The sequence below is a fragment of the Mesorhizobium atlanticum genome (assembly GCF_003289965.1).
GTDB classification, from domain to species: domain Bacteria; phylum Pseudomonadota; class Alphaproteobacteria; order Rhizobiales; family Rhizobiaceae; genus Mesorhizobium; species Mesorhizobium atlanticum.
Genome location: NZ_QMBQ01000001.1, coordinates 854,818 through 880,088, shown reverse-complemented (window position 1 = coordinate 880,088; position 25,271 = coordinate 854,818). Strand labels below are relative to the sequence as shown.

23 protein-coding genes are annotated in these 25,271 nt (G+C 65.2%); 17 read left to right on the top strand and 6 right to left on the bottom strand.

All coding sequences use genetic code 11. The annotated features are described in order from the left end of the window. Positions 1-74: 74 nt before the first annotated feature. The gene (locus tag DPM35_RS04515; RefSeq protein ID WP_245431424.1) at positions 75-734 is read left to right on the top strand and encodes a TetR/AcrR family transcriptional regulator; all 660 of its coding nucleotides are present in this window, start codon (positions 75-77) and stop codon (positions 732-734) included. 279 nt (positions 735-1,013) lie between these two features. Here the strand turns inward: DPM35_RS04515 and DPM35_RS04510 are convergent, their stop codons facing one another. The 5 genes from DPM35_RS04510 to DPM35_RS04490 form a co-directional block, all read right to left on the bottom strand. Further along, positions 1,014-2,126 (bottom strand): ABC transporter permease, encoded by a 1,113-nt coding sequence (locus DPM35_RS04510; protein ID WP_112126077.1) that lies wholly within the window; start codon positions 2,124-2,126, stop codon positions 1,014-1,016. Beyond that, the gene (gene rbbA / locus DPM35_RS04505) at positions 2,126-4,903 is read right to left on the bottom strand and encodes a ribosome-associated ATPase/putative transporter RbbA (RefSeq protein WP_245431423.1); all 2,778 of its coding nucleotides are present in this window, start codon (positions 4,901-4,903) and stop codon (positions 2,126-2,128) included. Before rbbA ends, DPM35_RS04510 begins: the two co-directional genes overlap by 1 nt. After that, positions 4,900-5,967 (bottom strand): HlyD family secretion protein, encoded by a 1,068-nt coding sequence (locus DPM35_RS04500; RefSeq protein ID WP_112126075.1) that lies wholly within the window; start codon positions 5,965-5,967, stop codon positions 4,900-4,902. The genes rbbA and DPM35_RS04500 overlap by 4 nt, the downstream gene beginning before the upstream one ends. Then, positions 5,964-6,143, bottom strand: coding sequence for a hypothetical protein (locus DPM35_RS04495; protein ID WP_112126074.1), 180 nt, complete (start codon positions 6,141-6,143; stop codon positions 5,964-5,966). Before DPM35_RS04495 ends, DPM35_RS04500 begins: the two co-directional genes overlap by 4 nt. A 172-nt stretch (positions 6,144-6,315) precedes the next feature. Beyond that, positions 6,316-7,494 carry an acetyl-CoA C-acetyltransferase gene (locus tag DPM35_RS04490; protein ID WP_112126073.1) on the bottom strand — a complete coding sequence of 393 codons (1,179 nt, stop codon included), beginning with the start codon at positions 7,492-7,494 and terminating at the stop codon, positions 6,316-6,318. Between the two features lie 133 nt (positions 7,495-7,627). On the opposite strand from DPM35_RS04490, the gene DPM35_RS04485 reads away from it, so the two are divergent. The 14 genes from DPM35_RS04485 to DPM35_RS04420 all read left to right on the top strand — a co-directional run bounded on the left by DPM35_RS04485 (position 7,628) and on the right by DPM35_RS04420 (position 21,884). Continuing rightward, the gene (locus tag DPM35_RS04485) at positions 7,628-9,574 is read left to right on the top strand and encodes an acetoacetate--CoA ligase (RefSeq protein ID WP_112126248.1); all 1,947 of its coding nucleotides are present in this window, start codon (positions 7,628-7,630) and stop codon (positions 9,572-9,574) included. After that, positions 9,571-10,722 (top strand): thiolase family protein, encoded by a 1,152-nt coding sequence (locus DPM35_RS04480; protein ID WP_112126072.1) that lies wholly within the window; start codon positions 9,571-9,573, stop codon positions 10,720-10,722. Before DPM35_RS04485 ends, DPM35_RS04480 begins: the two co-directional genes overlap by 4 nt. Next, on the top strand, positions 10,722-11,162 hold the full coding sequence (locus DPM35_RS04475; protein ID WP_112126071.1) for a Zn-ribbon domain-containing OB-fold protein: 441 nt from the start codon (positions 10,722-10,724) through the stop codon (positions 11,160-11,162). The genes DPM35_RS04480 and DPM35_RS04475 overlap by 1 nt, the downstream gene beginning before the upstream one ends. Beyond that, positions 11,159-11,611: a MaoC family dehydratase gene (locus DPM35_RS04470; RefSeq protein WP_112126070.1), complete on the top strand. Its 453-nt coding sequence runs from the start codon at positions 11,159-11,161 to the stop codon at positions 11,609-11,611. The genes DPM35_RS04475 and DPM35_RS04470 overlap by 4 nt, the downstream gene beginning before the upstream one ends. After that, positions 11,608-12,849 (top strand): MFS transporter, encoded by a 1,242-nt coding sequence (locus tag DPM35_RS04465; RefSeq protein WP_112126069.1) that lies wholly within the window; start codon positions 11,608-11,610, stop codon positions 12,847-12,849. The genes DPM35_RS04470 and DPM35_RS04465 overlap by 4 nt, the downstream gene beginning before the upstream one ends. Before the next feature lie 52 nt (positions 12,850-12,901). Then, entirely contained in the window at positions 12,902-13,756 is an 855-nt protein-coding gene (locus DPM35_RS04460) for a GntR family transcriptional regulator (protein ID WP_112126068.1), read from the top strand. Between the two features lie 201 nt (positions 13,757-13,957). Next, positions 13,958-14,734, top strand: coding sequence for an SDR family NAD(P)-dependent oxidoreductase (locus DPM35_RS04455; RefSeq protein WP_112126067.1), 777 nt, complete (start codon positions 13,958-13,960; stop codon positions 14,732-14,734). Between the two features lie 27 nt (positions 14,735-14,761). Beyond that, positions 14,762-15,421, top strand: a complete 660-nt coding sequence (locus DPM35_RS04450; protein WP_112126066.1) for an L-fuculose-phosphate aldolase — start codon at positions 14,762-14,764, stop codon at positions 15,419-15,421. A gap of 107 nt (positions 15,422-15,528) precedes the next feature. Then, positions 15,529-16,530 (top strand): sugar ABC transporter substrate-binding protein, encoded by a 1,002-nt coding sequence (locus DPM35_RS04445; protein ID WP_198419706.1) that lies wholly within the window; start codon positions 15,529-15,531, stop codon positions 16,528-16,530. Positions 16,531-16,598: 68 nt separating this feature from the next. After that, positions 16,599-18,125 carry a sugar ABC transporter ATP-binding protein gene (locus DPM35_RS04440; RefSeq protein WP_181591915.1) on the top strand — a complete coding sequence of 509 codons (1,527 nt, stop codon included), beginning with the start codon at positions 16,599-16,601 and terminating at the stop codon, positions 18,123-18,125. Then, positions 18,122-19,153: an ABC transporter permease gene (locus tag DPM35_RS04435; RefSeq protein ID WP_112126063.1), complete on the top strand. Its 1,032-nt coding sequence runs from the start codon at positions 18,122-18,124 to the stop codon at positions 19,151-19,153. Before DPM35_RS04440 ends, DPM35_RS04435 begins: the two co-directional genes overlap by 4 nt. Then, a complete protein-coding gene (locus DPM35_RS04430; protein WP_112126062.1) occupies positions 19,150-20,133 on the top strand; it encodes an ABC transporter permease in 984 nt (327 codons plus the stop codon). The genes DPM35_RS04435 and DPM35_RS04430 overlap by 4 nt, the downstream gene beginning before the upstream one ends. Before the next feature lie 21 nt (positions 20,134-20,154). After that, a complete protein-coding gene (locus DPM35_RS04425) occupies positions 20,155-21,120 on the top strand; it encodes a carbohydrate kinase family protein (protein WP_112126061.1) in 966 nt (321 codons plus the stop codon). Then, positions 21,117-21,884 (top strand): SDR family NAD(P)-dependent oxidoreductase, encoded by a 768-nt coding sequence (locus DPM35_RS04420; protein ID WP_112126060.1) that lies wholly within the window; start codon positions 21,117-21,119, stop codon positions 21,882-21,884. Before DPM35_RS04425 ends, DPM35_RS04420 begins: the two co-directional genes overlap by 4 nt. Before the next feature lie 25 nt (positions 21,885-21,909). On the opposite strand, the gene DPM35_RS04415 is transcribed toward DPM35_RS04420, so the two are convergent. Beyond that, entirely contained in the window at positions 21,910-23,406 is a 1,497-nt protein-coding gene (locus DPM35_RS04415; RefSeq protein WP_112126059.1) for an HAL/PAL/TAL family ammonia-lyase, read from the bottom strand. A 71-nt stretch (positions 23,407-23,477) separates the two neighbouring features. Between DPM35_RS04415 and DPM35_RS04410 the strand changes: the two genes are divergently transcribed. After that, positions 23,478-23,894 (top strand): hypothetical protein, encoded by a 417-nt coding sequence (locus tag DPM35_RS04410; RefSeq protein ID WP_342633663.1) that lies wholly within the window; start codon positions 23,478-23,480, stop codon positions 23,892-23,894. A 159-nt stretch (positions 23,895-24,053) separates the two neighbouring features. Next, complete coding sequence (locus DPM35_RS04405; RefSeq protein ID WP_112126057.1) at positions 24,054-25,256, top strand: ABC transporter substrate-binding protein; 1,203 nt, start codon at positions 24,054-24,056, stop codon at positions 25,254-25,256. The last annotated feature ends 15 nt before the right edge of the window (positions 25,257-25,271 follow it).

The window sequence follows — 25,271 nt, the reverse complement described above, 5'->3', positions numbered from 1 at the left end:
ACAATTGAAATGACTTTCAGCGCATGACCGATCGTCGACAGCACGCTGGAACTGGAATCAAGGGAGCGGCCAAAGTGGACGCCAAGTCCGAAAAATCAGGCAATGTCGCCAAGAAGAAGCGGCTTCGGGATGCCGAAGCGACCAAGCTTCGTATTCTGGAAGCGGCGAAGAGCGATTTCGCCAAGAATGGCCTCGGCGGCGCGCGCGTCGATGTTATCGCGGCCAAGGCCAACGCCAACAAGCGTATGATTTATCATTATTTCGGCAGCAAGGACGGTCTCTTCCAGACGGTGGTGGAAAATGCCTATCTGGACATCCGCACGGCCGAGCAGAAACTTCATCTCGACGACCTGGAACCGAGGGATGCCCTTGAACGCCTCGTGCGATTTACATGGCAATATTATCTGAAGAATCCGGAGTTTATCACCCTGGTCAACAGCGAGAACCTTCACCGCGCGAAGCATGTGAAGAAGTCCGAACTGATCAAGACCGCCAGCCGCAAATTCGTCGCCATGGTGTCGGGCATACTTGAGCGGGGCGTCAGCAGCGGCGATTTCCGCGCCGGTATCGATCCTGTGCAGCTCAACATCACGATTGCTGCGATCGGATACTACTATCTGACCAACAGGTTTACGGGCTCGATTATTTTCGAGCGCGACCTCATGGAGAAGAACGCTCTAAATGAGCGTCTGGAATTCAATATCGACACCATCATGCGGCTCGTGAGCGCCTGACATCTGGATCGTCGAGATGAAAGCTGCGGCGTCTATCGCAGTTAGAATGAACAAGGCATCTGCCAAGTAGCCTGGTCCTGGATCACCGCGACCCGGCGGACTCCCGCGGAGGGCTCAAGACGGGCTGGGTTGGTCTTGAACCCGCGACCGCGACGCGCGCTTGTTCCTGCGCCCAACCTCAGGCGCGCACCCGCTGATGATGGCATGGCCTGCATAGCTCGAAGGATGGGCTGACGGCGATGGCTTGCCCACGTCGAGCCGCTTTCGCCCGGGCCGGTCCTATTTCAGGAACTGTCGGAAGCGGCGGAGCGAGAAGGCAAACAGGAGCGCGCTGATGACCAGCAGCGCCGCGAGCTGCGGCCACACGACACCAAGGCCCGCGCCGCGGAACAGCACCGCCTGTGCCAGCATGACGAAATGCGTGTTGGGCGCTGCGAACATGATGGCCTGGATGGCGATCGGCATGCTCTCGCGCGGCGTGACGCCGCCGGACAGCACCTGCAGGGGCAGCAGCACCATCATCAGCAGCAGACCGAATTGCGGCATGGACCCGGCGACCGTGGCGAGGAAGATCCCCAGGCAGGTCATGGCGACTATGTCGAGGGCCGCGCCCACCATGAACAGCGTGATCGATCCATTGATGGGGACCGACAGAAGTCCCTGGATGACGAAGACGAGGGCGAGGCCGGATGCTGCAAGCACAACGATGCTCATCGACCAGATCTTGCTCGTCATGATCTCGAACGGAGTGACAGGCATCACCAGCAGATGCTCGATCGTGCCGTGCTCGCGCTCGCGTATCAGCGCTGCGCCGGTGAGCACGATCGACAGCATGGTGATGGAGGAGATCGCATCGGTGATGGCGCCGAACCAGCCCTTGTTGAGTTCGGGGTTGAAGCGCGCCCGCAGGTCGAGGTCGACGGGCAGGGAGGCTTTGGAACGGTAGTGGTCGAGGAATTCGTTCACTTCCCCGGAAACGATCGACTGGATATAGCCTCCGCCGGTAAAGGCCTGCGACATCCGGGTGGCGTCGATGTTGAGCTGAACCGTTGGCGAACGGCCGGCCAGGAGATCGCGCTGGAAGTTCGGCGGAATATCCAGCGCGAAAGTATCCGTGCCTGAATCCATGCGGCTGTCCATCTCTGGCTGGGAGATAAGCAACGGCGCGGTGAAGTAGGGCGGATAAAATGCCGTGACGATACGCGACGAGACCGGCGACTGATCCTCGTCGACGATGGCGATCGGAGCGTGATTGAGCGTCTCGGGCATCGCCTTCGAGGCGGTGTAGATGGCGGCGGTGAAGGCATAGACGATCAGCACAAGCATCATCGGGTCCCGCATGAGACCGCGCAGTTCCTTTATGCCGAGATTGTATATGTTGGCGATGCGCATCACCGGGCCTGTTTTTTCAAGAACGCCGCTCCAAGGCCGAGCAGCACCGGAATGGCGACGAGTAGCGGCACGAACGCGCCGGACAGGTCGGCAAAGCTGAGTGCCTTGGAAAAGACGCCGCGCGAGATCGTCACGAAATAGGTGGTTGGATAGATCCGGCCGATGAATGCGCCCACGCCCTGGAGCGACGACACCGGGTCGATCATGCCAGAATATTGGGTGGCCGGGATCATGGTGATCAGCGCGGTTCCGAAGATTGCCGCGATCTGGCTGCTCATGAAGGTCGACAGGAAAAGCCCCATTGCCGTCGTGGCTGTGACATAGAGAAGGGCGGCGGCGGCGAAAGCCGGGAGGCTGCCGGTCAGCGGCACGCCGAAGAGGAAGATGGCGAAGCCCGTCAAAAGCCCGAAGTTGAGCATCGCGAGGGCGACATAGGGAATTTGCTTGCCGATCAGGAACTCCAGCCGAGTGACGGGCGTGACGTAGAAATTGATGATGGAGCCGAGCTCCTTCTCCCGCACCACGCTGAGCACGGCCAGCATCGCCGGGATCAGCAGCAGAAGCATCGGGATAACCGCCGGAACGATGGCATCGAGACTGCGGACGTCGGGATTGTAGCGATAGCGGATGTCGAGCTGGAAGGCGCTGGCGGTGGCGGCGTCGCCATAGAGTTCACGCGCCTTCTGCGTCAGCCAGCCGGCATGCATTCCCGAAACGTAGCCTTGCACGGTTTCCGCCCGTGTCGGCATGGCGCCGTCGATCCAGGCGCCGACCGTGACGTGGCGGCCGCGCGCAACGTCGCGTCCGAAGCCGGGCGGGATTTCGATCGCGAGGCTGAGCTCCCCGTTCTCCATGCGCCGGTCGAGATCGGCATAGTCGGTGATCGGCGCCTTCTCGGTGAAATAGCGCGAGCCCGCGATCTGCAGCACATAGTCCCGGCTGATCGTCGTGCCGTCGCGATCGAGGACGGCGAAGGAGAGGTTCTCGACGTCCATGTTGATGCCGTAGCCGACCACGAACATCAGGATGAGGCTGCCGACGGTCGCCAGCGTGGCCCGGATCGGATCGCGCAGGAGCTCAAGCGCCTCCCGCCGCGTGTAGGCGAACATGCGGCGCAAATCGAAGGAACGGCCTGTGCCGCTCCTTCCGGGGCGACTGGCCGGCGCCTCCGGGACTTCCGGGACCGGCCTTGTCCCGGCAGTTTCGGCCTGCGTGCCTGTCGCCTCCTCGAGATATCCGACGAAGGCTTCCTCCAGCGTTGCCGCCGACCGGCTTTTGACGATCGCGGCAGGCGTGTCGCTGACCAGGACCCTGCCGGCATGCATGAGCGAGATGCGATCGCAGCGTTCCGCCTCGTTCATGAAGTGCGTGGACACGAAGATCGTCACGTTCCGCTTGCGGGAGAGATCGGCAAGGATCCGCCAGAACCCGTCACGGGCGACCGGGTCGACGCCGGAGGTCGGCTCGTCGAGGATCAGTATCTCCGGAGAATGGATCATCGCCACAGCCAGCGACAGCCGCTGGCGAATGCCGAGCGGGAGCGCTTCAGGCAACGTGTCGACACTGTCGGCGAGGCCGAATTGCTGCGCGACCTCCTCGACCCGGGGCGGGACCGCGGCATCGGCCATGCCGAAGAGGCGGGCGTGGAGCTCGAGATTCTGTCGGACCGTCAGCTCCGAGTAGAGCGAGAACCCTTGCGACATGTAGCCGACGCGCCGCCGCACCTCGATGTGGCGGGGATCGATCTCGCGCCCGAACAGCCGTGCCTTGCCCTCGGACGGCTCGAGCAGCCCGGTCAGCATCTTCATCGTGGTCGTCTTGCCGCAGCCGTTCGATCCGAGGAAACCGAAGATCTCGCCGCGGCCGATGCGGAAGCTCACGTCGTCGACGGCGGTGAAATCACTGAAGCGCATGGTGAGGTGCTCGGCCTCGATGGCGGGTTCGCCGTCGGCGCCGGCGGGCCGCGGAGGAATCACCACAGCCTCGTGGCTGTCCCGCTTCTCCGGCGGGAGAAGGGCTATGAAGGTGGCGTCCAGATCGGGTGCGCCGGTTCTTTCGAGTAGGTCGGCCGGGGTTCCGGAGGCGAGCACGCGGCCCGCGTCCATGGCCACCAGCCAGTCGAAGCGCGCGGCCTCCTCCATATAGGCCGTGGCGATGATGACGCTCATGCCCTCGCGACCCTTGCGGATCTCGCCGATCAGTTCCCAGAACTGGCGGCGCGACAACGGGTCGACGCCGGTGGTCGGCTCGTCCAGGATCAGGAGGTCTGGATCGTGGATGAGGGCGCAGCACAGGCCGAGCTTCTGCTTCATGCCGCCCGAAAGCTTGCCGGCCTGCCGGTCGGCGAAAGGCGCCAGCCCGGTTCGCTTCAGGAGCTCGCCGATGCGGCGCTCGCGCTCGCGCCGATCATGCCCGAACAGGCGGCCGAAGAAATCGATGTTGTCGAAGACCGACAGCGTCGGATAGAGGTTCTTGCCCAAGCCTTGCGGCATATAGGCGATCCTGGGGTAGGCGCTCTGCCGGTGGCCGAGATCGGCCATGTCGCCGCCCAGCACCTCGACATGCCCCTGCTGGATCGTCCGTGCTCCGGCAATCAGGGAAAGCAGGCTGGATTTGCCGACGCCGTCCGGCCCGATCAGGCCGACCATGCGGCCGGCCGGGAAATCGAGCGTTATGGCATCGAGAGCCCGGACCTTTCCGTAAGCGTGGCCGACATTCTCCAGCCGCGCCACGCAGCCTGACGGAAGGGCCACGCCGGCGTCCGGCCGCGCATTCATTGCACGAGCTTTCCCTTGAGGCTCGCTGGCCATTCGGCCTGCGGATCGAGCCGCACATAGGCCACGCCGGGCAGGCCGGTCTTCACCTGCTGGATATATTTGCGGAGCAGCTCCGGTGCGATGTGCGCCTTGATCCGGAACATGAGCTTCAGGCGCTCCTCCTCCGTTTCGACCGTCTTGGGCGTGAACTGCGCGACGTCCGCGACGAAGGTCACCTTGGCGGGGATGATGTATTGCGGCGCCGCGTCGAGCACGAGGCGCACATCGGAGCCGATCGCGACGCGTCCCGCCTGCGCGGTCGACAGGAAGAAGGTCATGTAGACATCGCCGAGGTCGACGAGGTTGAGCACGCGCCCGCCGCCCGCCAGCACCTCTCCAGGTTCCGCCACGCGGAACTGGATGCGCCCGTCGCGCGGCGACGCCAGCGTGGCGTCGCCGATATCGGCGTCGATGCTTTCGATCGCGGCCTGGGCCGCATCGACCGCGGCCTTGGCATCGACCACCTGCGCCCGCGCGGCGTTGATGGCCGCCTCGCTGGCGGCAAGCTGGGCCTGCGCCGCGGCGACGGCGGCCTTCGTGCTCTGCTCGGCCGCGCGGTCGTTATCCAGAACCTGCTGGGAAACGGTGTTGTTGACCGCGAGCTGTTGGGAGCGCGCCAAGGTCCGCTCGGCGGCGTCGAGCTCGGCTTCGCGCTGCGCGACGACGGCGCCGGCCGCCGTCCTTTCAGCCTCGCGCTGCGTCACCAGGCTGCCCGCGGTCTCGACCCCGATGGTGGCGCGCTGAAGCTGCGCCTCCGCCTGACGGCGCTGCGCCTCGAGCTGCGCTGTGTCCATGCGGGCAAGCACCTGGCCCGCCTTGACGAAATCGCCTTCGCCGACAACGATTTCCTTGATCCGCCCCGCCGCCTTCGTCGAGACGTCGATTTCGACCGCCTCGATGCGGCCGTTACCGCTGGCGATGCCTTCCGGCAACTGTCCGTCCTTGGAGCGCTGCCACGCGTAGTAGCCGGCTGCTCCGAAGGCGATCAGGGCGCCGAGGATCAGCCATCGCGGGGAAGCCTTCATAGCCGGCCTCCGGTTTTGCGCGACCCGTCAGCATCGGCCGGCGCCAAAAGCGCCCCCTCGAGATGGACCGGCGCCGGAGACAGCGGCCCCGAAGCGGGGAAGGGAAGGAGCCTTGCCGAGGCAATCTCCCGCCGCCAGGCGCCGATCTGTTCGGCGCTTAAGGTAATGCCGTCCATGTCAGGGGAACTCCGTTCAGGTTGCCAAGCTCGCGCGACCAAAACAGAGACCGGTTGCAGCGACCTTGATCCACATCAATTGTTGGAAAGGGGCCGCTGTGAGCGTCGGGACGGGTGATGAACACGAGGTCGGAGAGCCGCATTTAGCGCGGCCGCGATGATCGCCCTGAACTCATCGCTCCAGGCAGATCGCGACACCTTGGCCGCCGCCGATGCAGAGCGAGGCGAGGCCCTTCCGCGCATCGCGGCGGACCATCTCATGCAACAGCGTCACCACGATGCGGCAGCCGGAGCCGGCCAGCGGATGTCCAAGCGCGATGGCGCCGCCGCTCATGTTGATGATGTCCTCGTTCCAGCCCATCTCGCGATTGACGGCGATGGCCTGCGCGGCGAAGGCTTCGTTGATCTCCATGACGTCGAGGTCGGACGCGCGCCAGCCTGCCTTGTCGAGCGCGCGGCGCGAGGCCGCGACGGGGCCGAGGCCCATATCCATCGGCTCGACGCCGGCGGAAGCGTAGGAGGCGATGCGGGCGAGGGGCGTCAGGCCGCGGAGTTCCTCCATCCGCGCCCCAGACATCACCAGCACCGCCGCGGCGCCGTCGTTGAGACCGGAGGAGTTGCCGGCGGTGATCGTTCCCGCCGCATCGAAGACCGGTTTCAGCCGGCCGAGGCCTTCCATGGTGGTGGAGGGATTGGGATGCTCGTCACGCTCGATGATGAGATCGCCCTGTTTGGTCTTTATCGAGATTGGGACGATCTCGTCGTCGAACCGCCCGGCCCGGGTAGCGGCGTCCGCCTTCTCCTGCGAGCGCAACGCGAAACGGTCCTGTTCCTCGCGGGTGATCTGGTAGCGCCGCGCCAGCGCTTCGGCGGTTACGCCCATATGCACCTGATGGAAGGCATCCCACAGCCCGTCGGTGATCATGGAATCCTTGACGGTGCGCTCGCCCATGCGGATGCCGCCGCGGACGCCGTGAATGACATGCGGCGCGGAAGTCATCGAATCCTGCCCGCCGGCGATCACGCAATCGGCGTCGCCGCAGCGGATGGCCTGCGCGGCGAGATGGATCGACTTCTGCCCGGCGCCGCACACCTTGTTGACGGTCATGGCGGGAACGCTGACCGGAAGGCCAGCCTTGAGCGCGGCCTGCCGCGCCGGGTTCTGCCCGGCGCCTCCGGTCAGCACCTGGCCAATGATCACCTCGCTGACGGCGTCGGGCGCGAGCCGCGTTTGCGCGAGCATCGTCTGGACAAGTTGCGCTCCTAGCTCTGCCGCCGCTAGGCCGGCGAACGCGCCGTTCAACTTGCCGATCGGCGTCCGCTTGGCGGCAACGATATAAACGGCGTCCATTCCAGTCCTCCTCAAATGCCGATTGCCGACCTGCGATCGCGGCTTGACATTCTGGTTATAACCAATAATCATGAAATGCATCGGCAGGCAAGGTCGCGGCATCGAGCCCGGCCTGCATTGCGGGAGGAAATCCATGTCATCCGTGCTTTGGACGCCGGCGCCGGCCGCGTTCCAATCGTCCAACCTTGCGCGCTTTTCGATGGCCAACGGCTTCGATCCGCATGACTACGAGACGCTGCATCGCTGGTCGATCGGCGACCCCGGCGCCTTCTGGCGCGCGGTGTGGGATTTCGGCGAGGTCATCGGTGATCCGGGCTCGAACGCCTTCCTGCGCGACGACAATGCGCCGATGACCAAGAGTCGCTTCCTGCCGGAAGCAAAGCTTAATCTTGCGGAAAATCTGTTGCGCGGCGAGCCGGGCAGGGCAGCTCTTATCGAAGCCGATGAGACCGGTCATTTCCGCACAGTCACGCTCGGCGAATTGCACCGGCTCGTCGCCAGGACGGCGCATGGCCTGCGCGCGGCCGGCATCGGCAAAGGCGATTGCGTCGGCGGTATCCTGCCCAATCGCGTCGAGGGCCTCGCAGCGCTTCTTGCGACGCTCTCCATCGGCGCGGTCTGGTCGTCCTGCTCGCCGGATTTCGGCGCCGCCGCGATCGTCGACCGCCTCGGCCAGATTGGACCCAAGGTGCTGTTCGCCGCGCCGCGCTACCGCTATGCGGGCAAGGAGCATGACATCTCCGCCAGGCTGGCCGAGATCGTCGCCGCGATGCCGACGGTGACGACGCTGGTGCTGACCGGCGAACCGGGCCCCAAGCCGGATTGCGCGGCGGTTTGTGTTTCTTTCGGCGATTTCGGCGGCGACGCGCCACTCTCCTTCGAGCGCGTGCCCTTCGACCATCCGGCCTATGTGCTCTACACGTCCGGAACGACCGGCGCGCCGAAAGCGATCGTCCATCGCGCCGGCGGCGTGCTGCTGCAGCATCTGAAAGAACATTTGCTGCATGGCGACGTCCGCCCGGGCGACGTGATGAGCTGGTACACGAACACCGCCTGGATGATGTATCACTGGCTGATCTCGGGCCTCGCCTGCGGTGCGACCGTGGTGCTCTATGACGGCGCGCCGATCCTGAAATCGGCAGATGGCCTCGATCCCAGCCCGCTCTGGACAATGGCCGAGCGCGCTCGCGTCACGCATTTCGGCACCAGCCCGAAATATCTGGCCACGCTCGCCGCCGAAGGCTACGCGCCGGGGCGCCTGCACGATCTGTCGTCGCTGCGCTCGCTGCTTTCGGCCGGCGCGCCGGTTTCGCCCGGACAGTTCGACTGGGTCTATGAGCATGTGAAGCGCGACATGATCTTCGCTTCCATCTCCGGGGGTACGGAGATCGTAGGCTGTTTCCTGCTGGAATCGCCGATCCATGCCGTTCGGCGCGGCGAGCTGACCGTAAAGGGGCTCGGCCTTGCCGTGGCGGTGATGGACGACCGCAATGCGCCGGTCATCGGCCGTCAGGGCGATCTCGTCTGCACCGAGCCGTTCCCGTCCATGCCGCTGACCTTCTGGGGCAAGGATGGCGACGAGCGCTATCACGCCACCTACTTCGCCGCCCGCCCGGAAATCTGGACGCATGGCGACGTCGCCGAGATGACCGCTTACGGCTCGTGCGTCATCCACGGCCGCTCGGATACGACGCTGAAGCCCGGCGGCGTGCGCATCGGCACCGCCGAGATCTACGCCGCCTGCGAGAACTTTACCGAGATCGAGGATTGCCTTGTTTTCGGGGCGCCGGTCGAGGGCGACGAAGAGATCGTGCTCTGCGTCAAGCTCAAGGACGGTTATGCGCTGAGCCCCGAGCTTGCCGCGCAAATCCGTCGCGCGATCCGTGAAGGCGCCTCGCCGCGCCACGTGCCGCATCGGATCCATGCGGTGCAGGCCGTGCCCTACACGCTGAACGGCAAGCGCGTCGAGGGCGCTGCCCGCACGACGCTCGAGGGCAAGCCAGTCAAGAACATGGCCTCGCTCGCCAATCCGGCATGCCTGGACGAATACCGAGCGCTCGACCGGAGCAAGGCGGCATGAGCCGGGCCAAGGGAGCGATCGTCGGCGTTGGCGAGTTGAAGCCGCAGCGCCTGACGCAAGGTGTGACCACACTGGAGATGATCGCGGAAGTCTCGCGCCTTGCGGTATTCGACGCCGGCTTGGAGCCGGCGGCGATCGACGGGCTGCTGGTCGGACCGCAGGTCGGCGAGACGCCGCAGCATGTCCCGGCGACCATTGCCGAATATCTGGGTCTCGCGCCGACCATGGCCAATGTCGTCGATCTCGGCGGCGCGTCCGGCGCCGGCATGGTCTGGCGCGCGGCCGCAGCGATCGAGGCCGGCATGTGCGAGGCGGTGCTGTGCGTGCTCGCCAACAACCGCGAGGAGGTTGCGCCCCGCTCGCCCAACCGCAACCCGATCCGCGAGTTCGACGTGCCCTTCGGCGCCTCCGGCGCCAACATCTCCTACGCGCTGCTGATGCAGGCGCATGTGGCGGCATACGGCTCGACCGCGCGCGACTTCGCCATGATCGCCGCGGCGGCGCGCGCCAACGCGCAGCTCAATCCCGACGCCATCTTCTATGGCAAGCCGGCCGATGTCGAAGCGGTGCTGGCCTCGCCGATGATCGCCTCGCCGCTGCATCTCCTCGAAATCGTCATGCCGGTCGCCGGCGGCGAAGCGGTCGTCGTCACCTCCGCCGAACGCGCGCGGTCGTTGTGCAAACCGCCCGTCAATCTGCTCGGCGCCGGCGAGAAGGTGACGCATCGTGCCGTGAGCCAGGCGCCGAGCCTCACCTCCGGCCCGCTGAAGAGCGCCATGGCGCGGGCCTTCCAACAATCCGGCACGCGGGCCGATGAGATGGATCTTCTGTCGCTCTACGACTGCTACACGATCATGGTCGCGGCCACGATCGAGGATGCCGGCCTTTGCGCGCCGGGCCAGTTCGGCGCGTGGCTCAACGACCACGACCTTTCGCATAAGGGCGACAAGCCGCTCAACACGCATGGCGGCCAGCTCGGCTTCGGCCAGCCCGACCTTGCCGGCGGCATGACCCATATCGTCGAGGCGGTGCGCCAGTTGCGCGGAGAGGCGGGCGAACGCCAGATCGGCAAGGCCAGGCTGGCACTGGTCACCGGCAACGGCGCGACGATGAGCGAAGCGACCGCGCTCGTGCTGGGAGCCGCCTGATGCCGATCGATTTGAACACGCTCAAGACCGCCGGCCCGACGGTCACCGCGCTGACCAGGCCGTTCTGGGACGCCGCCGCCGATGGGCGGCTGACCATCCAGCACTGCGAGGAGTGCGGCAAGGCCATCTTCTATCCGCGCCCGATCTGCCCCCACTGCTGGAGCAAGCGGCTGATCTGGAAGGATGCGTCGGGCAGGGGACGGCTCAAATCCTTTTCCGAGGTGCATAAGCCCGGCCATCCCGGCTGGCTGCAGGCGGCACCCTATGTGGTCGGCCTGGTCGAACTGCCCGAAGGCCCGACGATGCTGAGCTTCGTCCTGCCCGGCACACGGCCGCTACAAGTCGGGGACATGCTGCTTCTTGCGCCGACCGCCATCGGCGGCCGCGTCCTGCCGGCCTTCAAACCAGTCGAACCCGGAGCAGAGGAGAAGCCGCAATGAGCACCGAGACGAAAGATGGTTGGGTGGGTGTCGTGAAGGGTCGTCCGCAGGTCGGTGCCTTCGCCGAGCGTACGCGGCGCACGAAGATGAGCGACATCGAGGCTTTCACCGACATCACCGGCGATCGCAATCCGCTGCATTACGACCGCGCGCTGGCCGAGAAGTCGGTGTTCGGCAAGCTGATCGTCCAGGGCGGCGTCACCTCCGGCATCCTCAACGCCCTGGTCGCGGAGGATCTGCCCGGGCCTGGAACCGTGTTCCTCGAAGTCGCGTGGAAGTTCGTCAAGGCCGTCGGCGTTGACGAAGAAATCACCGGTCGTGTGGAGGTCAAGGAAGTGCGCCCCGACAAGCCGATCTGCAAGATCGAGACCAGCGTGCGCAATGGCCAGGGCGAGTTTTGCCTCACCGGCACGGCCACAGTCTTCACCGTTCCGCTGCAAGGCGCATGAGCACGGTCAGCGACGGCCGGCTTGGCATGGCGGCCGACGCCGAGCGCTGGCGCGTGCTGTCGCTGCTTTGTCTCGCGGTCGTCCTGTCATTGACCACCTGGTTCTCTGCGACCGCCATCCTTCCCGAATTGAAGCAGGAACTGGCGCTCGGCGCGAGCGCCGAAGCCTGGCTGACCAATGGCGTCCAGGTCGGTTTCGTGATTGGCGCGCTGGCGGCGAGCCTCGTCAATCTGCCGGACCTTGTGCGGCTGAGCCGGCTGATGGCGGCGGCGGCGCTTGTCGCCGCTTTAGCCAACGCGACCTTGCTGCTTCATCCGGGGCCTAGCGGCATAATCGCCGCGCGTATCGTCACCGGCGCCGCGCTTGCCGGGGTCTATCCGCCGGCGCTGAAGCTGGTCGCCACCTGGTTCACACGCGACAGGGGGCTGGCGCTCGGCGCGGTCATCGGCGCGCTCACCGTCGGCTCGGCGCTGCCGCACCTCTTCCGCGCCGTCTCGACCGCGCTCGACTGGCATCCCGTGGTCGCCACCGCCAGCGCCGCGACAGCGGCGGGCGCGCTGCTTTTCCTGCTCTTCGCCAAGGAAGGGCCCTATCCCTTCGGCAAGGCGGTGTTCGAACCCTCGCGCATCGGCCAGGTGTTTCGCCAAAAGCCGCTGCTGCTGGCCAATCTTGGCTATCTCGGCCACATGTGGGAACTCTACGCCATGTGGGCATGGCTGCTTGCCTATACCCGCGCCGCCTTCGAGACGCAGGCGATCGGAACAGCCGCCGCTTCGATTTCGACCTTCCTCGTCGTCGCGTCCGGCATTCTGGGATGTCTGCTCGGAGGCTATCTGTCGGACCGCGTCGGCCGCACCGCCACCACCGCCGGCATGATGATCGTCTCGGGAAGCTGCGCGCTGCTGATGGGCTTTCTGTTCACCGGACCGCTCTGGCTGTTCATGCTGGTCGCCATCGTCTGGGGCATCTCGGTGGTCGGCGATTCGGCGCAGTTCTCCACTGCCGTCACCGAACTTGCCGACCGCCGCTTCGTGGGTACGGCGCTTTCGGTGCAACTGGGCGCCGGTTTCGCGCTGACGGTGCTCGCCATCTGGCTGACGCCGCGCTTCGCCGATTTCATCGGCGGCTGGCGCTGGGCCTTCCTGCTCCTGGTTCCCGGGCCGGTTCTGGGGGCCGCCGCCATGCTATGGTTGCGAAACTTGCCGGAGAGCGTGAAAATGGCCGGCGGCCTCCGCTAGGGAGGCGCTGCCGCTTATCTGAGTCGCGGCAATTGAATTGCGGCGGGACCGGATGGAACAAGCAACCAGAACGCGCGGGCGTCCTCGTTATGATCAGGAAGATGCCGAGGCGGCCGAGGCGTTCCGCTCGATCGGCTCCAAGGTTAAGCTCAACCGCGACGAGGCGGCCCCGCTCTGGGTGCAGTTGCGCAACCAGGTCGAGGAGGCGATCAACACCGGCCTGCTTGCCGCCAATTCGCGCATTCCGTCGGAACAGGCGCTTTGCGATTTCTTCGGCGTGTCGCGCCCCGTCGTGCGCGCCGCGATCGGGTCGCTCTCCAACGAAGGCCGTATCATCAAGATGCCACGCAAGGGCATGTTCGTGGCGGCACCGCGCGAGCATGTCGACTTCATGACCGCCAATCTCGGCGTGTTCGACGATTTGACCGCCAAGGGCCACAAGGTCTCGACCCGCACGCTGGAGATCTACCGCTGCCCGCCGAGCGAGAAGGAGTCGAAGGTCTTCGGCATTCCGGCCAATGGCAGCGTGGTCCGCATCAGCCGCGTCTACATGACCGATGGCGCGCCGATCACCATGACGCGCATCAGCCTGCCGGGACATCGGGTGCCGGGGCTGGAGAACATCCTGTCGGAAAACCAGTCGATCTTCGGCACCATCCGCGCCGTCTTCGGCCTGACGGTGAAGCGCGCCGACCGTTGGCTGCGCGCCGCGCTTCCCACCAAGGAAGAGGCCGATGAGATGGGCGTCGCCGCCAACACGCCGCTGATCGAGATCGAGTCCATCGCCTATGACGCCGACGGCGCCGCGCTCGAATATTACGAGGCCTTCTACAATTCCTCCGTCGCCCGCATCCATATGGCGGTCGAGCAGCCTTCGGCGACCGTGAACGGCGTCGATCGCACCTGAGCTGCATCCGTCCAAAAAAGATTTCGTTTTCTGGTTATAACCAGATTGACGGGCCCGGGAAGCTTCTGTAACGTCCCTGTCATGGGATCGGGAGGAGCCTGATCCCGGAGGCATTATCAGGACCGGTTGGCTTGCGGCGCCGCCTCGGCGGCGAGGGCGGAGTTTTGCCCGCGCTCAAGTCCCTCCTGATGGAGGACGTGCATGGATTACCGGTCGCAATTCGACCTGACGGGCGAGGTTGCCGTCGTCACCGGCGGCGCCAGCGGGATCGGTCTCGAGGCCGCCAGGGCGCTCGGAACTTGCGGCGCGCGTGTCGTCCTGCTCGACATGAATGCGGATGGGCTGAAGGCAGCCGCGGATGAACTGCGAGCCGCTGGGGTCGCGAGCGTCGATGGCCGCGTGCTCGACGTCACAGATCCGCAAGCCGTCGAGGCGATGGCCGCTCGGATCGTCGCGGACTTCGGCAAGGTCGATATCCTGGTCAACAGCGCCGGTATTGCGCGCCTCAACACCGCGCTCGACACACCGGACGAGGAATGGCGCTTGGTGATGAATGTCAACGTCAACGGCGTCTACTGGGCTTCGCGCGCCTTCGGCCGTTCGATGGTCTCCGGCAAGAAGGGTTCGATCGTCAATCTGGGCTCGATGTCGGGCCTGATCATCAACCGTCCGCAGACGGCGCCCTCTTACATGGCGAGCAAGGGCGCCGTGCATATGATGACCAAGGCGCTCGCGGTCGAATGGGCGAAGTCGGGCGTGCGCGTCAACGCGCTGGCGCCGGGCTATGTCGGCACCGAGATGACGCTGAAGATGCGCGAGCGTCCCGAACTCTTCAACACCTGGATCGACATGACGCCAATGGGGCGCTTGGGCACACCGCAGGAGATCGCCTCGGCGATCCTGTTCCTGGCGTCGCCGGCGTCGAGCTACGTGACGGGCGCGATCCTGTCGATCGATGGCGGCTACACGGCCTGGTGACGGACTGAGCAAGGATTGGAATATCGCATGACCGTTTCGGACCGAGATGTGCGCCAGGCCATCATCGATGCCTGTATCGAGATGAACGCGCTCGGCATCAACCAGGGCACATCAGGCAACATCAGCTGCCGCCATGGCGAGGGTATGCTGATTTCCCCGACCAGCACGCCCTACGACACGCTGCAGCCGGAAGACATCGTCTTCATGGGCTGGGATGGTGAGGTCGACGGACGCCTGCCGCCGTCTAGCGAATGGCGCTTCCATCTCGACATCATGAAGGCCAGGCCCGAGGTCAACGCGGTCGTCCACGCGCATCCGACCTACTGCACGACAATCGCCATCATGGGCCGGAAGATACCGGCGATCCACTACATGGTCGCGGTCGCCGGCGGCAGCGACATACGCTGCGCGCCCTACGCCACCTTCGGCACCGCGGAGCTTTCGGCGCACGCGGTGGAGGCGCTGCGCGACCGCAAGGCCTGCCTGCTCGCGCAGCACGGCATGATCGCCGTCGGGTCGAGCCTCGCCCAGGCGATGTGGCTGGCCGTCGAGGTCGAGACGTTGGCGCGCCAGTATCACGGCGCCCTGCAGATCGGCGAGCCGCCGATCCTGTCCGACGAGGAGGTCGAAAACGTCATCAAGCGCATGGCCAGCTACGGCCTGCGTGACAATGACGCCGCCGCCTGAGCGGAGGGCTCTGCCCGAAGCGACCAACAGAGGGGCAGGAGCAGCAACCTACTGTTTCGCATATCCTCCGGGAAGGCTCCGGAGCGATCAACAAGGGAGGAAATGAAATGACGAATTCAATGAAAGGCCTCGTCAAGGCGCTCGCTCTGGGGTTGGCGGCGGCTTGCAGCCTGGCCGTGATCTCCGGCGCGACGGCCGAGGAACTGTCGCTCAAGGGCAAGCGCATCGGCGTCTCGGCGATAGGCACCGACCATTATTGGGACCTGATGGCCTTCAAAGGCATCCAGGACCGCGTCAAGGAACTCGGCGGCGAAGTCATCGCGCTCGACGCCGGCCGCAAGGACCAGCAGCAGATCGCGCAATTGCAGACGCTGATCGCGCAGAAGCCCGATGCCATCATCGAGCAGCTCGGCAACCTCGAAGTGCTGAATCCGTGGCTGCAGAAGATCCGCGACGCCGGCATCCCGCTGTTCACGGTCGATACCGCGACCCCGCACGCCATCAACAACACGACCTCCAACAACTACAATATCGGCGCCGAGATCGCGCTGCAGATGGTCGCCGACATGGGCGGTAAGGGCAATGTGCTGGTGTTCAATGGCTTCTACAGCGTGCCGGTCTGCAAGATCCGCTACGACCAGCTGAAATATGTGCTGACCTCGTTCCCGGATGTGAAGATCGTCGAGCCCGAGCTGCGCGACGTCATCCCGAACACGGTGCAGAGCGCCTATTCCAACGTCACCGACATGCTGACCAAGTCGCCCGAGAAGGGTTCGATCGGCGCGGTCTGGGCCTGCTGGGACGTGCCGCAGATCGGCGCCACGCAGGCGGTCGAAGCCGCCGGCCGCAACGAGGTCAAGACCTACGGTATCGACGGCAGCCCGGAAGTCATCAAGATGGTGATGGACCCGAAGTCGTCGGCCGGCGCGGTCGCGGCGCAGCAGCCCTATGAGATCGGCAAGACCTCGGTCGACAACGCCGCCAAATATCTGGCCGGCCAGAAGGTGCCGCCGTTCACTTTCGTGCCTTCGGTGCTGATCAACAAGGAAAATGCCGCCGAAAAGGGAAAGCCGTTCCTCGACGCCGCCGAGAAGGCTGGCGTTAAATAGAACGGAACGAAACGACGGGCAGCCGCGCCTATGCTGCTGCCCGTCACATCCAACCAGGATTGACGGCCATGCAGACAGCAAAGCGTGACATTGCTGTATCGATGACAGGCATTTCGAAACGGTTCGGTCCGGTGCGCGCCCTGGAGAACGCGAACCTCGAGATCGCGCGCGGCTCGATCCTCGGCCTTGTCGGCCAGAACGGCGCCGGCAAGTCGACCATCATCAAGGTGCTGGCCGGCATCATCAAGCCGGACAGCGGCTCGATTGTCATCAACGGCGAGACCGTCAGCGCGCTGACACCGGCGTCGGTGGAAAAACTCGGCGTCCATTTCATCCACCAGGACCGGCTCCTGGTGCCGACCGCGACCGTCGGCGAAGCAGTCTTCCTGGGCCATGAAATCGGCCTCGGCCCCTTCGTCAGCCGCCGCGCCATGGAGCGCCGGGCCGCGGACCTGCTGAAGCGCTTCTTTGGCATGGAATTGCCGTCCGGAACTCTTGTGAAAGACCTCACAACCGCGCAGCAGAAGGTCGTGCAGATTACCCGCGCACTGGCGCAAAAGGCGTCGGTGCTGGTGCTGGACGAGCCGACGGCGGCGCTGGTCAAGCGCGAGGTCGACAGTCTGTTCGACGTGCTGCGCCGGCTGCGCGACGACGGCATCGCGGTGGTCTTCATCTCCCACTACATGCAGGAGATCGAGAAGCTCTGCGACCGCGTTACCGTGATGCGCAACGGCACCGATGTCGGCACGGTCGATCCGCGCCAGACGCCGATCGACGAGATCATTGCGATGATGATCGCCCGCGATGTCGGCGAGATGTTTCCCAAGCGCTCGGTCGAGCTCGGCGCGCCGGTGCTGGAGGTTTCCAACCTGCGCCTCGGCGGCAGCTTCGAGAATATCGGCTTCAATGTCCGCGCCGGCGAGATCGTCGGCCTTACGGGGCTGCTCGGCTCCGGCGCCAAGGAAATCGTCCAGTGCCTGTTCGGGCTCAAGACTGCCGATGGCGGCCAGGTCAAGGTCGAGGGCAGGGAGCTGTCACTGTCGACGCCGGTGAGGGCGGTGCGCGACGGCATCGCCATGCTGCCGGAAGATCGTCGCGCCCATGGCGTGGCGCTTGGTCTTTCGGTGCGCGAGAACATCTCCTTGGCCAGCCTGCGCCGTTACTCGCGCAGCGGCATGGTCAGCCGTGGCGCCGAGAACCAGGCGGTCGACGGCCTGATCAAGGAACTGTCGATCAAGACGCCGCATCGCGACGCGCTGGTGCGCGAGCTCTCGGGCGGCAACCAGCAGAAAGTGGCTATCGCCAAATGGCTGAGCTGCCAGTCGCGCGTCTATGTGCTGGATGAGCCGACGGTCGCCGTCGATGTCGGCGCCAAGGTCGAGATCTACAATCTGTTGAACCGGCTGGCGGGCGAGGGCGCGGCGATCCTGCTTCTGTCCTCCGACCTGCTCGAATTGGTTGGCGTCTGCGACCGCGTGCTGGTCGTCTATCGTGGCAGGCTTGCCGGCAGCTTCTCCGGCCCTGCGATGAACAGCGATGAGCTGCTGGCGGCTTCGTCCGGCGCCCGCTCGAACGCCGATGGAGTGGCCGCATGAGCGCGAGCGTTCTCCACACGGAAGTCGGCGTGTCCGACGAAAAGCAAGCTGCCGCCAAAAGCGCCGGCCGTCGCTTTGGCGCGCTCGTCGTACGGCTCGGCGCCATCGCCGCCTTCGCCGCGATCATGGCCTATTTCGTCGTCTTCGCGCCGGGCTTCACCTCGACCTTCAACCTGATCAACGTCGTCGAGCAGTCGGCTATCCTGGGCGTGCTTGCCTATGGCATGACTTCCGTCATCATCGGCGGCGGCTCCGACGTCACCGAAGGCGGCATCGACCTTTCGATCGCCGCCAATATGGGGCTCTGCGCCGCTGTCTACGCGACGCTTTTGTCGATGGGCTATGGCGATTTCCTCTCGGTGGTCGCGGCCATTGGCGTCGGCATGGCGGTTGGCGCGCTGAACGCTCTTGCCGTGGTCGGCCTCGGCATCCTGCCCCTGCTGGCCACGCTTGCCGTGCTCAACGTCGCGGCCGGCATGGAACTCACGCTCACCCAGAACACGGTCGTCGGCGCATCCTCCCCGCTGCTCGGCGTGCTGGTCTCCGGCAGCTTCCTAGGCATCTCCGCGCTTGCCTGGGCGCTGATAGTCTTCTCCGCCATCATGATCGTGGTCGTTCACGGCACGTCGTTCGGGCTCAGGCTCTACGCCGTCGGCGGACACCCGGAAGCGGCGCGCGCGGCTGGCATCAGCGTGCCGTTCTACGTGTCATTCACCTATGTTCTCAGCGGCTTCTGCGCGGCAGTGGCGAGCATCCTCACCGTGTCACGGCTGTCGGCGAGCACGCCCGGCTCCGGCGAGCTGCTTCTTTCGGTGCTGGCGGCCGCGCTGCTCGGCACCGTCTTTTCCCGCCGCTTCGTGCCGACCATGGGCGGCACGCTGCTTAGCGTGCTCTTCATCGGCCTTTTGGCCAACGGCTTCCAGCTGCTCAACGTTTCCAGCTACTGGGTCAACGGCGTGCAGGGCGCGCTGATTCTGCTGGTGGTGGCGATCACATCCTTTGCCCGCGGTTCGGAGGGTTCGCGATGAACGTCTCGGCCAACGACAACAACTCAGCCGGTGTGCGCGGCTTCCTCGCCAAATACAGCGTGCTCATCGCCTTCGCGGCGATCGTCGTCTTCTTCGCTGTGGCGAGCCCAACTTTTCTCACGCCGGCCAATCTCTTCAACATGCTGGTCAACAATGTCGTCATGCTGGCGATCGTGGCGCTGGGCCTCACCATCGTCATCTCGTCGGGCGACATCGATCTCTCGGTCGGCGTCTCGGTCGACATGGCAAGCATGGTCTTCGTCATGCTTCTGGCCGCCGGCTACAACGGCGTGGTCGGCGTCGCGGGCGGGCTCAGTGCCGCGCTGATCGTCGGCATTCTCAACGCGATCCTGATCACCAGGCTCAACATCAGCCCGTTCCTGGCGACACTCGGCGTGCTCTTCATCGGTCAGAGCACGCAGCAACTCGCCACCAGCGGCGGCCAGCCGATCTATCTCACCAGCGGCTATGCGGCGGACCAGTTCAACGCCATTGCCCGCACCGCTCTGTTCGGCGTGCCGACCCCGGTGATCGCGCTCATTGTGCTCGCCGTCGCCGTCCATCTCCTGCTGCATCGCTCGGTGTTCGGCCGCTATGTCCAGGCGATGGGCGCGCAGCCGGGCGTGGCCTGGTATTCCGGCATCCGCGTGCCGCGCGAATTGTCGATGGTGCATGTGCTGTGCGCGCTGCTTGCCGGCGTCACCGGCATCCTCTTGTCGGCGACGGTGAAGTCCTATGTGCCGCTCTCCGGCAACGCCTTCCTGCTCGACGCCATCGGCGCCACCTTCATCGGCACGACGCTCAGCCGCGAGCGCAAGCCTTCGGTCATCGGCACGCTGCTCGGCGTGCTGCTCCTCGCCATCGTCAAGAACGGGCTGCTGCTGGTCGGTTGGAATTTCTACTGGCAGCAGGTCGGCATCGGCGTGCTGGTCTTCCTGGTGCTGGCCGCGAGCTTCGGCCTGCGCCGCGCCGCCCATTGAGTTCGAAAGGTCAAGTCAGCCATGCCCCAATTCGACGTCAGCTCGATCGGCTTCTACGTCCTCGACATCCTGGGACGGCCGGTCTCGCGCATCCCCGAAGGCGGTCGCGCCGACTATATCGAGGAGATCCGCATGACCGTCGCCGGCACGGCCGGCGCCACCGGCATGGACTGCGCCATCCTCGGCCTGAAGACGCGCGCCGTCACGACGCTTGGGCTCGACGACATGGGTGACTGGTTCCTCGCCAAGCTGAAGAAATATGGCCTCGAGACGAGCCTTGTCCGTCGCGACGGCAGCGTCCAGACTTCGTCGACCATCCTGCCGGTGCGGCCGAACGGCGAGCGTCCAGCTTTGCATGTGCCCGGCACCGCCACCTTGTTCGAGGTCGCCGATGCCGATCTGGACGCCGCGCTCGACGCGACCGTGGTCCATGTCGGCGGCACCGGGCTCTTGAAGCGCTTCGATGGCGAGCCGACCGTCAAGCTCTTGAAGCGCGCCAAGGAGCTTGGCCGCATCACCACTTTCGACCTTATCCAGGCGACGCCGGAGACCTGGAAGCTGGTCGAGCCGTGCCTTCCTTACATCGACTATTTCGTGCCGAGCATCGACGAGGCTGGCGAGATGGCGCATGACCGCGACCCGGCCCGCGTCGCGTCCTTCTTCAAGGCGCGGGGCGTGAAGAACTGCATCATCACGCTTGGCGCCGGCGGCGTCTATGTCTCGCCCGAGCATGGCGAGGATTTCCATCTGCCGGCCTTCGAGGTCGAGGTCTTCGACACCACGGGCTGCGGCGATTCCTTCACGGCCGGCATCATCGTCGGCATCGTCAAGGGCTGGGATCTGAAGCAGTCCGCTCGCTTTGCCAGCGCGGTCGCCGCCAAGGTGGCGATGGGGCTCGGCTCCGACGGCAAACTCGTTTCATTCGACGACACGGTCGCGGCGATGAATGCGCTTCCGGTCAAGACATCAAAGGTGGAAGCAGCATGACCATTCTTCCTGAAGCCAAGGGCAAGACGGCTCTCGTCACCGGCGCCAGCCGCGGCATCGGCAGGGCGCTCGCGAAGGGGCTCGCCGAAGCGGGCTTCGATGTCGCTATCACCGATCTTCCCTCGCAGGCTGCCGAGCTCGACGTGACCAGGGGCGAGATCGAGGCGGCCGGCCGCAAGGCTTATGTCTACACGATGGACGTCAGCAAGAAGAAGGACGTCGAGGCGACCGCACAGGCGCTGCTGAAGGCCGCGGGCAGCATCGACGTGCTGGTCAACAATGCCGGCATCTTGAAGCCCAGCCTGCTGCAGGATCTCGACGAGGCCAACTGGGACGCGCATTTCGACGTCAACGCCAAGGGCGTGCTGATGATGTGCCAGGCGGTGCTGCCGCATATGCGCGCCAGGAAGTCGGGCAGGGTGATTAACATCGCATCGATCGCCGGCCGCCAGGGCGTGCCGACGCAAGGCCACTACGCGGCGACCAAGGCGGTGGTGATCACGCTCACCCGCGTGCTGGCGCAGGAGGTCGGCATGGACGGCGTCACCGTCAACGCGATCTGCCCCGGCATCATCCTGACCGAGATGGGCAAGAACAATCTGGGCAGCGAAGCCGCGATCCGCCACTGGGAAGAAGTTGCCGCGCTGAAGCGCCTCGGCGCGCCGGAGGACATTATCGGCCCGGTACTGTTCTTCGCCTCGGACCTGTCGGCCTTCGTCACCGGCCAGGCGCTCAACGTCGACGGCGGCATCTACTACCACTGAGGCCTGTAGCTGACCTCTCGGCCGCTCACAGCCTCGGTCCCGCCACCATGCGCGCGACGCGGGCCATGTCGGCGCTCATCTCGCGATCGTCGTCGAGCGGGGCGACCAGCGCCCGCACGGCCTCATAGCTGCGCCGCGCGCCTTCGCCCATCGAGTCCAGCACGCCGCGCAACTCCACGCCCGTGGCGGCGAAGATCAGCTCCATCGCCACCAGATAGCGCAGGCGCTCGATGATCCCCGCCGTCTTGGCCACCACGCGCGGCGCCATCGACGACTGGTCCTCGACGCCGTCCGAGATCGCGAGCGGGCTGAGCGACATCGGATTGGCGAGGTGCCGGATCTCGGCTTCGAGCGCTGCGACCGGTTTCTGCAATTCCGCGTATCCCTGGCGGCTGCCGCCCCTGGCCGACAGGAAGCGCGGCAGCTCCGCCACCGTCGGCGACATCAGCTTCATCGAGCGGTTGGCGGTGCCGACCGCGCAATGCGCCAAAGCCTGGCCGAGGCTTTCCCAGGTCAGCGTGAAGGCGGTGAGGTCGAAATTGCCGTTGGAGACGACCTGCTCCGCCTCAGGCAGGATGACCGGATTGTCGCCGGAATGGCCAAGCTCTATCTCCGTCGCCAGCTTCGCCTGCTCATAGGCATGGAGCAACCCGCCCCACACCTGCGGCACGCAGCGGAAGCTGAGCGGATCCTGCAGGCGCCGCGCGGCGTTGTCTTGCCACAGCCCGCTGCCTGAAAGCTCGGCCCGCAGCCGCGCGCCGATCTCGACTTGGCCGAAGGCCGGCCGCGCCGCCAGCGCGCCCTCGTCGATGGCCTTGAGCGATGCTCGGAACGCCTCGTAGTTCAACGCTACCGCCGCCAGCGACCAGTCGATCAGGCACGCGACTTCCTCGAGCGCCAGGCACGCCGTGCCGGTCGAAAGGCTGTTGGCGACGATGATGGCGTGGCCGTCCTTCTCACGCAGGTCGAGCGGTTCGAGCCCGGCGAGCTTCAGCGCCTCGGCCGACGGCATGATCCTGCCCTGATACTCCGTCTCGCCGTCGCCGCGCAGCGCCCGCGCCAGATGGCCTAGCGGTGCGAGATCCGCTGCGCCCACCGATCCCCAGCTCGGAATGACGGGATGGACGCCGGCGTTGAGTGCGGCGAGCAGGCCGAGCACCACGCCCTCCGAGGTACCGGTGCCACCCGCCGCCATGCCGCAGATGCGCGCGGCCATCAGCGCCCGCACCGCCTCGGTCGGCAGCGACGGGCCGGCGCCCATCGAATGGCTGAGCGGCACGCTGTGCTGGAAGGCAATCAGGTCGGCCTCGGCGAGCGGCGTGTCGACGCAGGCGCCGAGCCCGGTGGTGACGCCGTGGAGCGGCTTGCCGAGCTGGGTGAGATGCTCGATCAGGGCGCGGCTTGCGCGGATGCGGCGCATGGCTTCCTCGCCGAGCACGAGCCGGGCATTGCGCCGCGCGATCTCCGCGACATCTTCCGTGCTGAGCGGCTTGGCGTCGAGGACGATCACTCTGGCTGTCATTGGGCTAGTCCTTTGGGCCTCCGGGAATGGTGGCCGAACGAATGCAGGATATCCGGCATCGGACCCGGCCATTGTCGAAAATCCGCCGTCGCGATTGCCGTTCTTCACCTGGCGGCACGGCGGCGAGAAATGCCAGTGCGGGAACTTTTGCGCCGCTGCTGATTTTGGATATGCTGCGGATCCAAACTGCCAGAAGGTTGCCGTCGATGATGAAGTACCTGACCCTCTCTGCGCTCGTACTGGCTACGGTCGCGACCGTGTCCGCCCAAGCGGTTGCGGGTGAAAAGCATCATCATCGCCATTATCAGCCGGTCGAGCGCGAGCGCTATGTTCCGGCTAGCGACGATCTTCTCTATCAGCTCTTCGGCGGTCCGCGTTACTACGATCAGCAGCTGTTCACCACCGCCGCCGGCGCTTGCTCCTACGACCGCGTCGGGCCGGACGCGAACGCGACGAACAAGATCAACGACCACCATTGCGGGAAGTAGCCTTCGGCCCCGTCCTGACGGGTGCACACATTCTCGCGAAACATTGTATACAATACCGAAGAAAGATGTTGACAATCCGCCTTAGGCGGTTTCCCTTAACGCTATCCGCGCAGCCTATGAGCAAAACACAAAGCGCGATAACCAAGGGGAACTGCCAATATGATCAACCGTCGCTCGACTCTGAAATCCATGGCGCTCGGCGCCGTCTCGGCCCTGGCCATTGCCGCTGTCGGCATTTCGTATGCGCAGGCTGAAAACAAGGAACTGAAAATCGGCTTTGTCGGCGTCACCAGCGGCCCGGCCGCCGCCTGGGGCACCTCGAACGTGCGCTCGATGCAGACGCGCGCCGCCTGGCTCAATGAGACCGGCGGCGTCAAGATCGGCAACGACACCTACAACATCAACATCGTCACCTTCGACGACCAGAAGGACCCCAAGCGCGCCATCGCCGGCATGGAGAAAATGGCGCAGGAAGGCATCCACTATGTCGTCGGCCCGAATGTCGACGACGGCGCGGCCGCGGTGCGTCCCGTCGCCGAGGCCAACGGCATCATCTATTTCCCCTACGCTTTCCCCAAGGCGCTCTACCAAAAGCCGGCCTCCAATGCCGTGCTGGGCATGATCGCCAACTACCAGTCCGGCCCGGCGATCTATAAATATCTCAAGGAAAACAAGGGCGTGAAGAAGATCGCCTTTGTCGCGGCGAATGAATCCGACCCGCTCAGCCAGCGCGACAGCGGTGTCGAGGCGGCAAAGGCTCTCGGCCTGGAAATCGTCGCCCAGAACGACACCTACCAGAACGACACACGTGACTTCACGCCGGTGCTGACGCCGATCGTCGCCCTGAAGCCTGACCTGCTCGTCCTGTCGGGCGTAGCACCCGCCAATGCGCCGCTGCTCATCCGCGCCGCCCGCGAGCTCGGCTATGAAGGCCTGATCTCGACCGAAACCGCGCAGGACGCCAAGGTGCTGCAAGAGGGCGCCGGCGAATATGCCAACGGCTTCATTTCCGTCGGCGGCGCCTCGACGCCGGAGATCGCTTCGGACGAGATGAAGGAATTCGTCGCCCGCTACACCAAGATGTTCGGCGAATACAACGACGAGTCCAACACCAAGGTCTATGCGCTGGAATACATTCTCGACACGCTGAAGGCCAATCCGGCGGCCATCAACGACGTCGCGGAATTCAAGAAGACCATGGACACCTTCTCGGCGCCCAATCCCTTCCTGAAGGGCGACGCGAAGCTCAGCTATGTCGGCGCGACGTCCTTCGGCCAGAAGCGCCAGCTCTCGGTGCCCATGGTGGTCAACGAATACAAGGACGGCGCATTCCAGACCCTGTTCGTCGGCTCCGTCGACTAGCTTACCTTCGAGCGT

Bases quoted from the DNA above. Each gene is read 5' to 3' on its own strand.
- DPM35_RS04510 (WP_112126077.1), bottom strand. From the start codon at position 2,126: ATGCGCATCGCCAACATATACAATCTCGGCATAAAGGAACTGCGCGGT.
- rbbA (WP_245431423.1), bottom strand. From the start codon at position 4,903: ATGAATGCGCGGCCGGACGCCGGCGTGGCCCTTCCGTCAGGCTGCGTG.
- DPM35_RS04500 (WP_112126075.1), bottom strand. From the start codon at position 5,967: ATGAAGGCTTCCCCGCGATGGCTGATCCTCGGCGCCCTGATCGCCTTC.
- DPM35_RS04495 (WP_112126074.1), bottom strand. From the start codon at position 6,143: ATGGACGGCATTACCTTAAGCGCCGAACAGATCGGCGCCTGGCGGCGG.
- DPM35_RS04490 (WP_112126073.1), bottom strand. From the start codon at position 7,494: ATGGACGCCGTTTATATCGTTGCCGCCAAGCGGACGCCGATCGGCAAG.
- DPM35_RS04485 (WP_112126248.1), top strand. From the start codon at position 7,628: ATGTCATCCGTGCTTTGGACGCCGGCGCCGGCCGCGTTCCAATCGTCC.
- DPM35_RS04480 (WP_112126072.1), top strand. From the start codon at position 9,571: ATGAGCCGGGCCAAGGGAGCGATCGTCGGCGTTGGCGAGTTGAAGCCG.
- DPM35_RS04475 (WP_112126071.1), top strand. From the start codon at position 10,722: ATGCCGATCGATTTGAACACGCTCAAGACCGCCGGCCCGACGGTCACC.
- DPM35_RS04470 (WP_112126070.1), top strand. From the start codon at position 11,159: ATGAGCACCGAGACGAAAGATGGTTGGGTGGGTGTCGTGAAGGGTCGT.
- DPM35_RS04465 (WP_112126069.1), top strand. From the start codon at position 11,608: ATGAGCACGGTCAGCGACGGCCGGCTTGGCATGGCGGCCGACGCCGAG.
- DPM35_RS04460 (WP_112126068.1), top strand. From the start codon at position 12,902: ATGGAACAAGCAACCAGAACGCGCGGGCGTCCTCGTTATGATCAGGAA.
- DPM35_RS04455 (WP_112126067.1), top strand. From the start codon at position 13,958: ATGGATTACCGGTCGCAATTCGACCTGACGGGCGAGGTTGCCGTCGTC.
- DPM35_RS04450 (WP_112126066.1), top strand. From the start codon at position 14,762: ATGACCGTTTCGGACCGAGATGTGCGCCAGGCCATCATCGATGCCTGT.
- DPM35_RS04445 (WP_198419706.1), top strand. From the start codon at position 15,529: ATGACGAATTCAATGAAAGGCCTCGTCAAGGCGCTCGCTCTGGGGTTG.
- DPM35_RS04440 (WP_181591915.1), top strand. From the start codon at position 16,599: ATGCAGACAGCAAAGCGTGACATTGCTGTATCGATGACAGGCATTTCG.
- DPM35_RS04435 (WP_112126063.1), top strand. From the start codon at position 18,122: ATGAGCGCGAGCGTTCTCCACACGGAAGTCGGCGTGTCCGACGAAAAG.
- DPM35_RS04430 (WP_112126062.1), top strand. From the start codon at position 19,150: ATGAACGTCTCGGCCAACGACAACAACTCAGCCGGTGTGCGCGGCTTC.
- DPM35_RS04425 (WP_112126061.1), top strand. From the start codon at position 20,155: ATGCCCCAATTCGACGTCAGCTCGATCGGCTTCTACGTCCTCGACATC.
- DPM35_RS04420 (WP_112126060.1), top strand. From the start codon at position 21,117: ATGACCATTCTTCCTGAAGCCAAGGGCAAGACGGCTCTCGTCACCGGC.
- DPM35_RS04415 (WP_112126059.1), bottom strand. From the start codon at position 23,406: ATGACAGCCAGAGTGATCGTCCTCGACGCCAAGCCGCTCAGCACGGAA.
- DPM35_RS04405 (WP_112126057.1), top strand. From the start codon at position 24,054: ATGATCAACCGTCGCTCGACTCTGAAATCCATGGCGCTCGGCGCCGTC.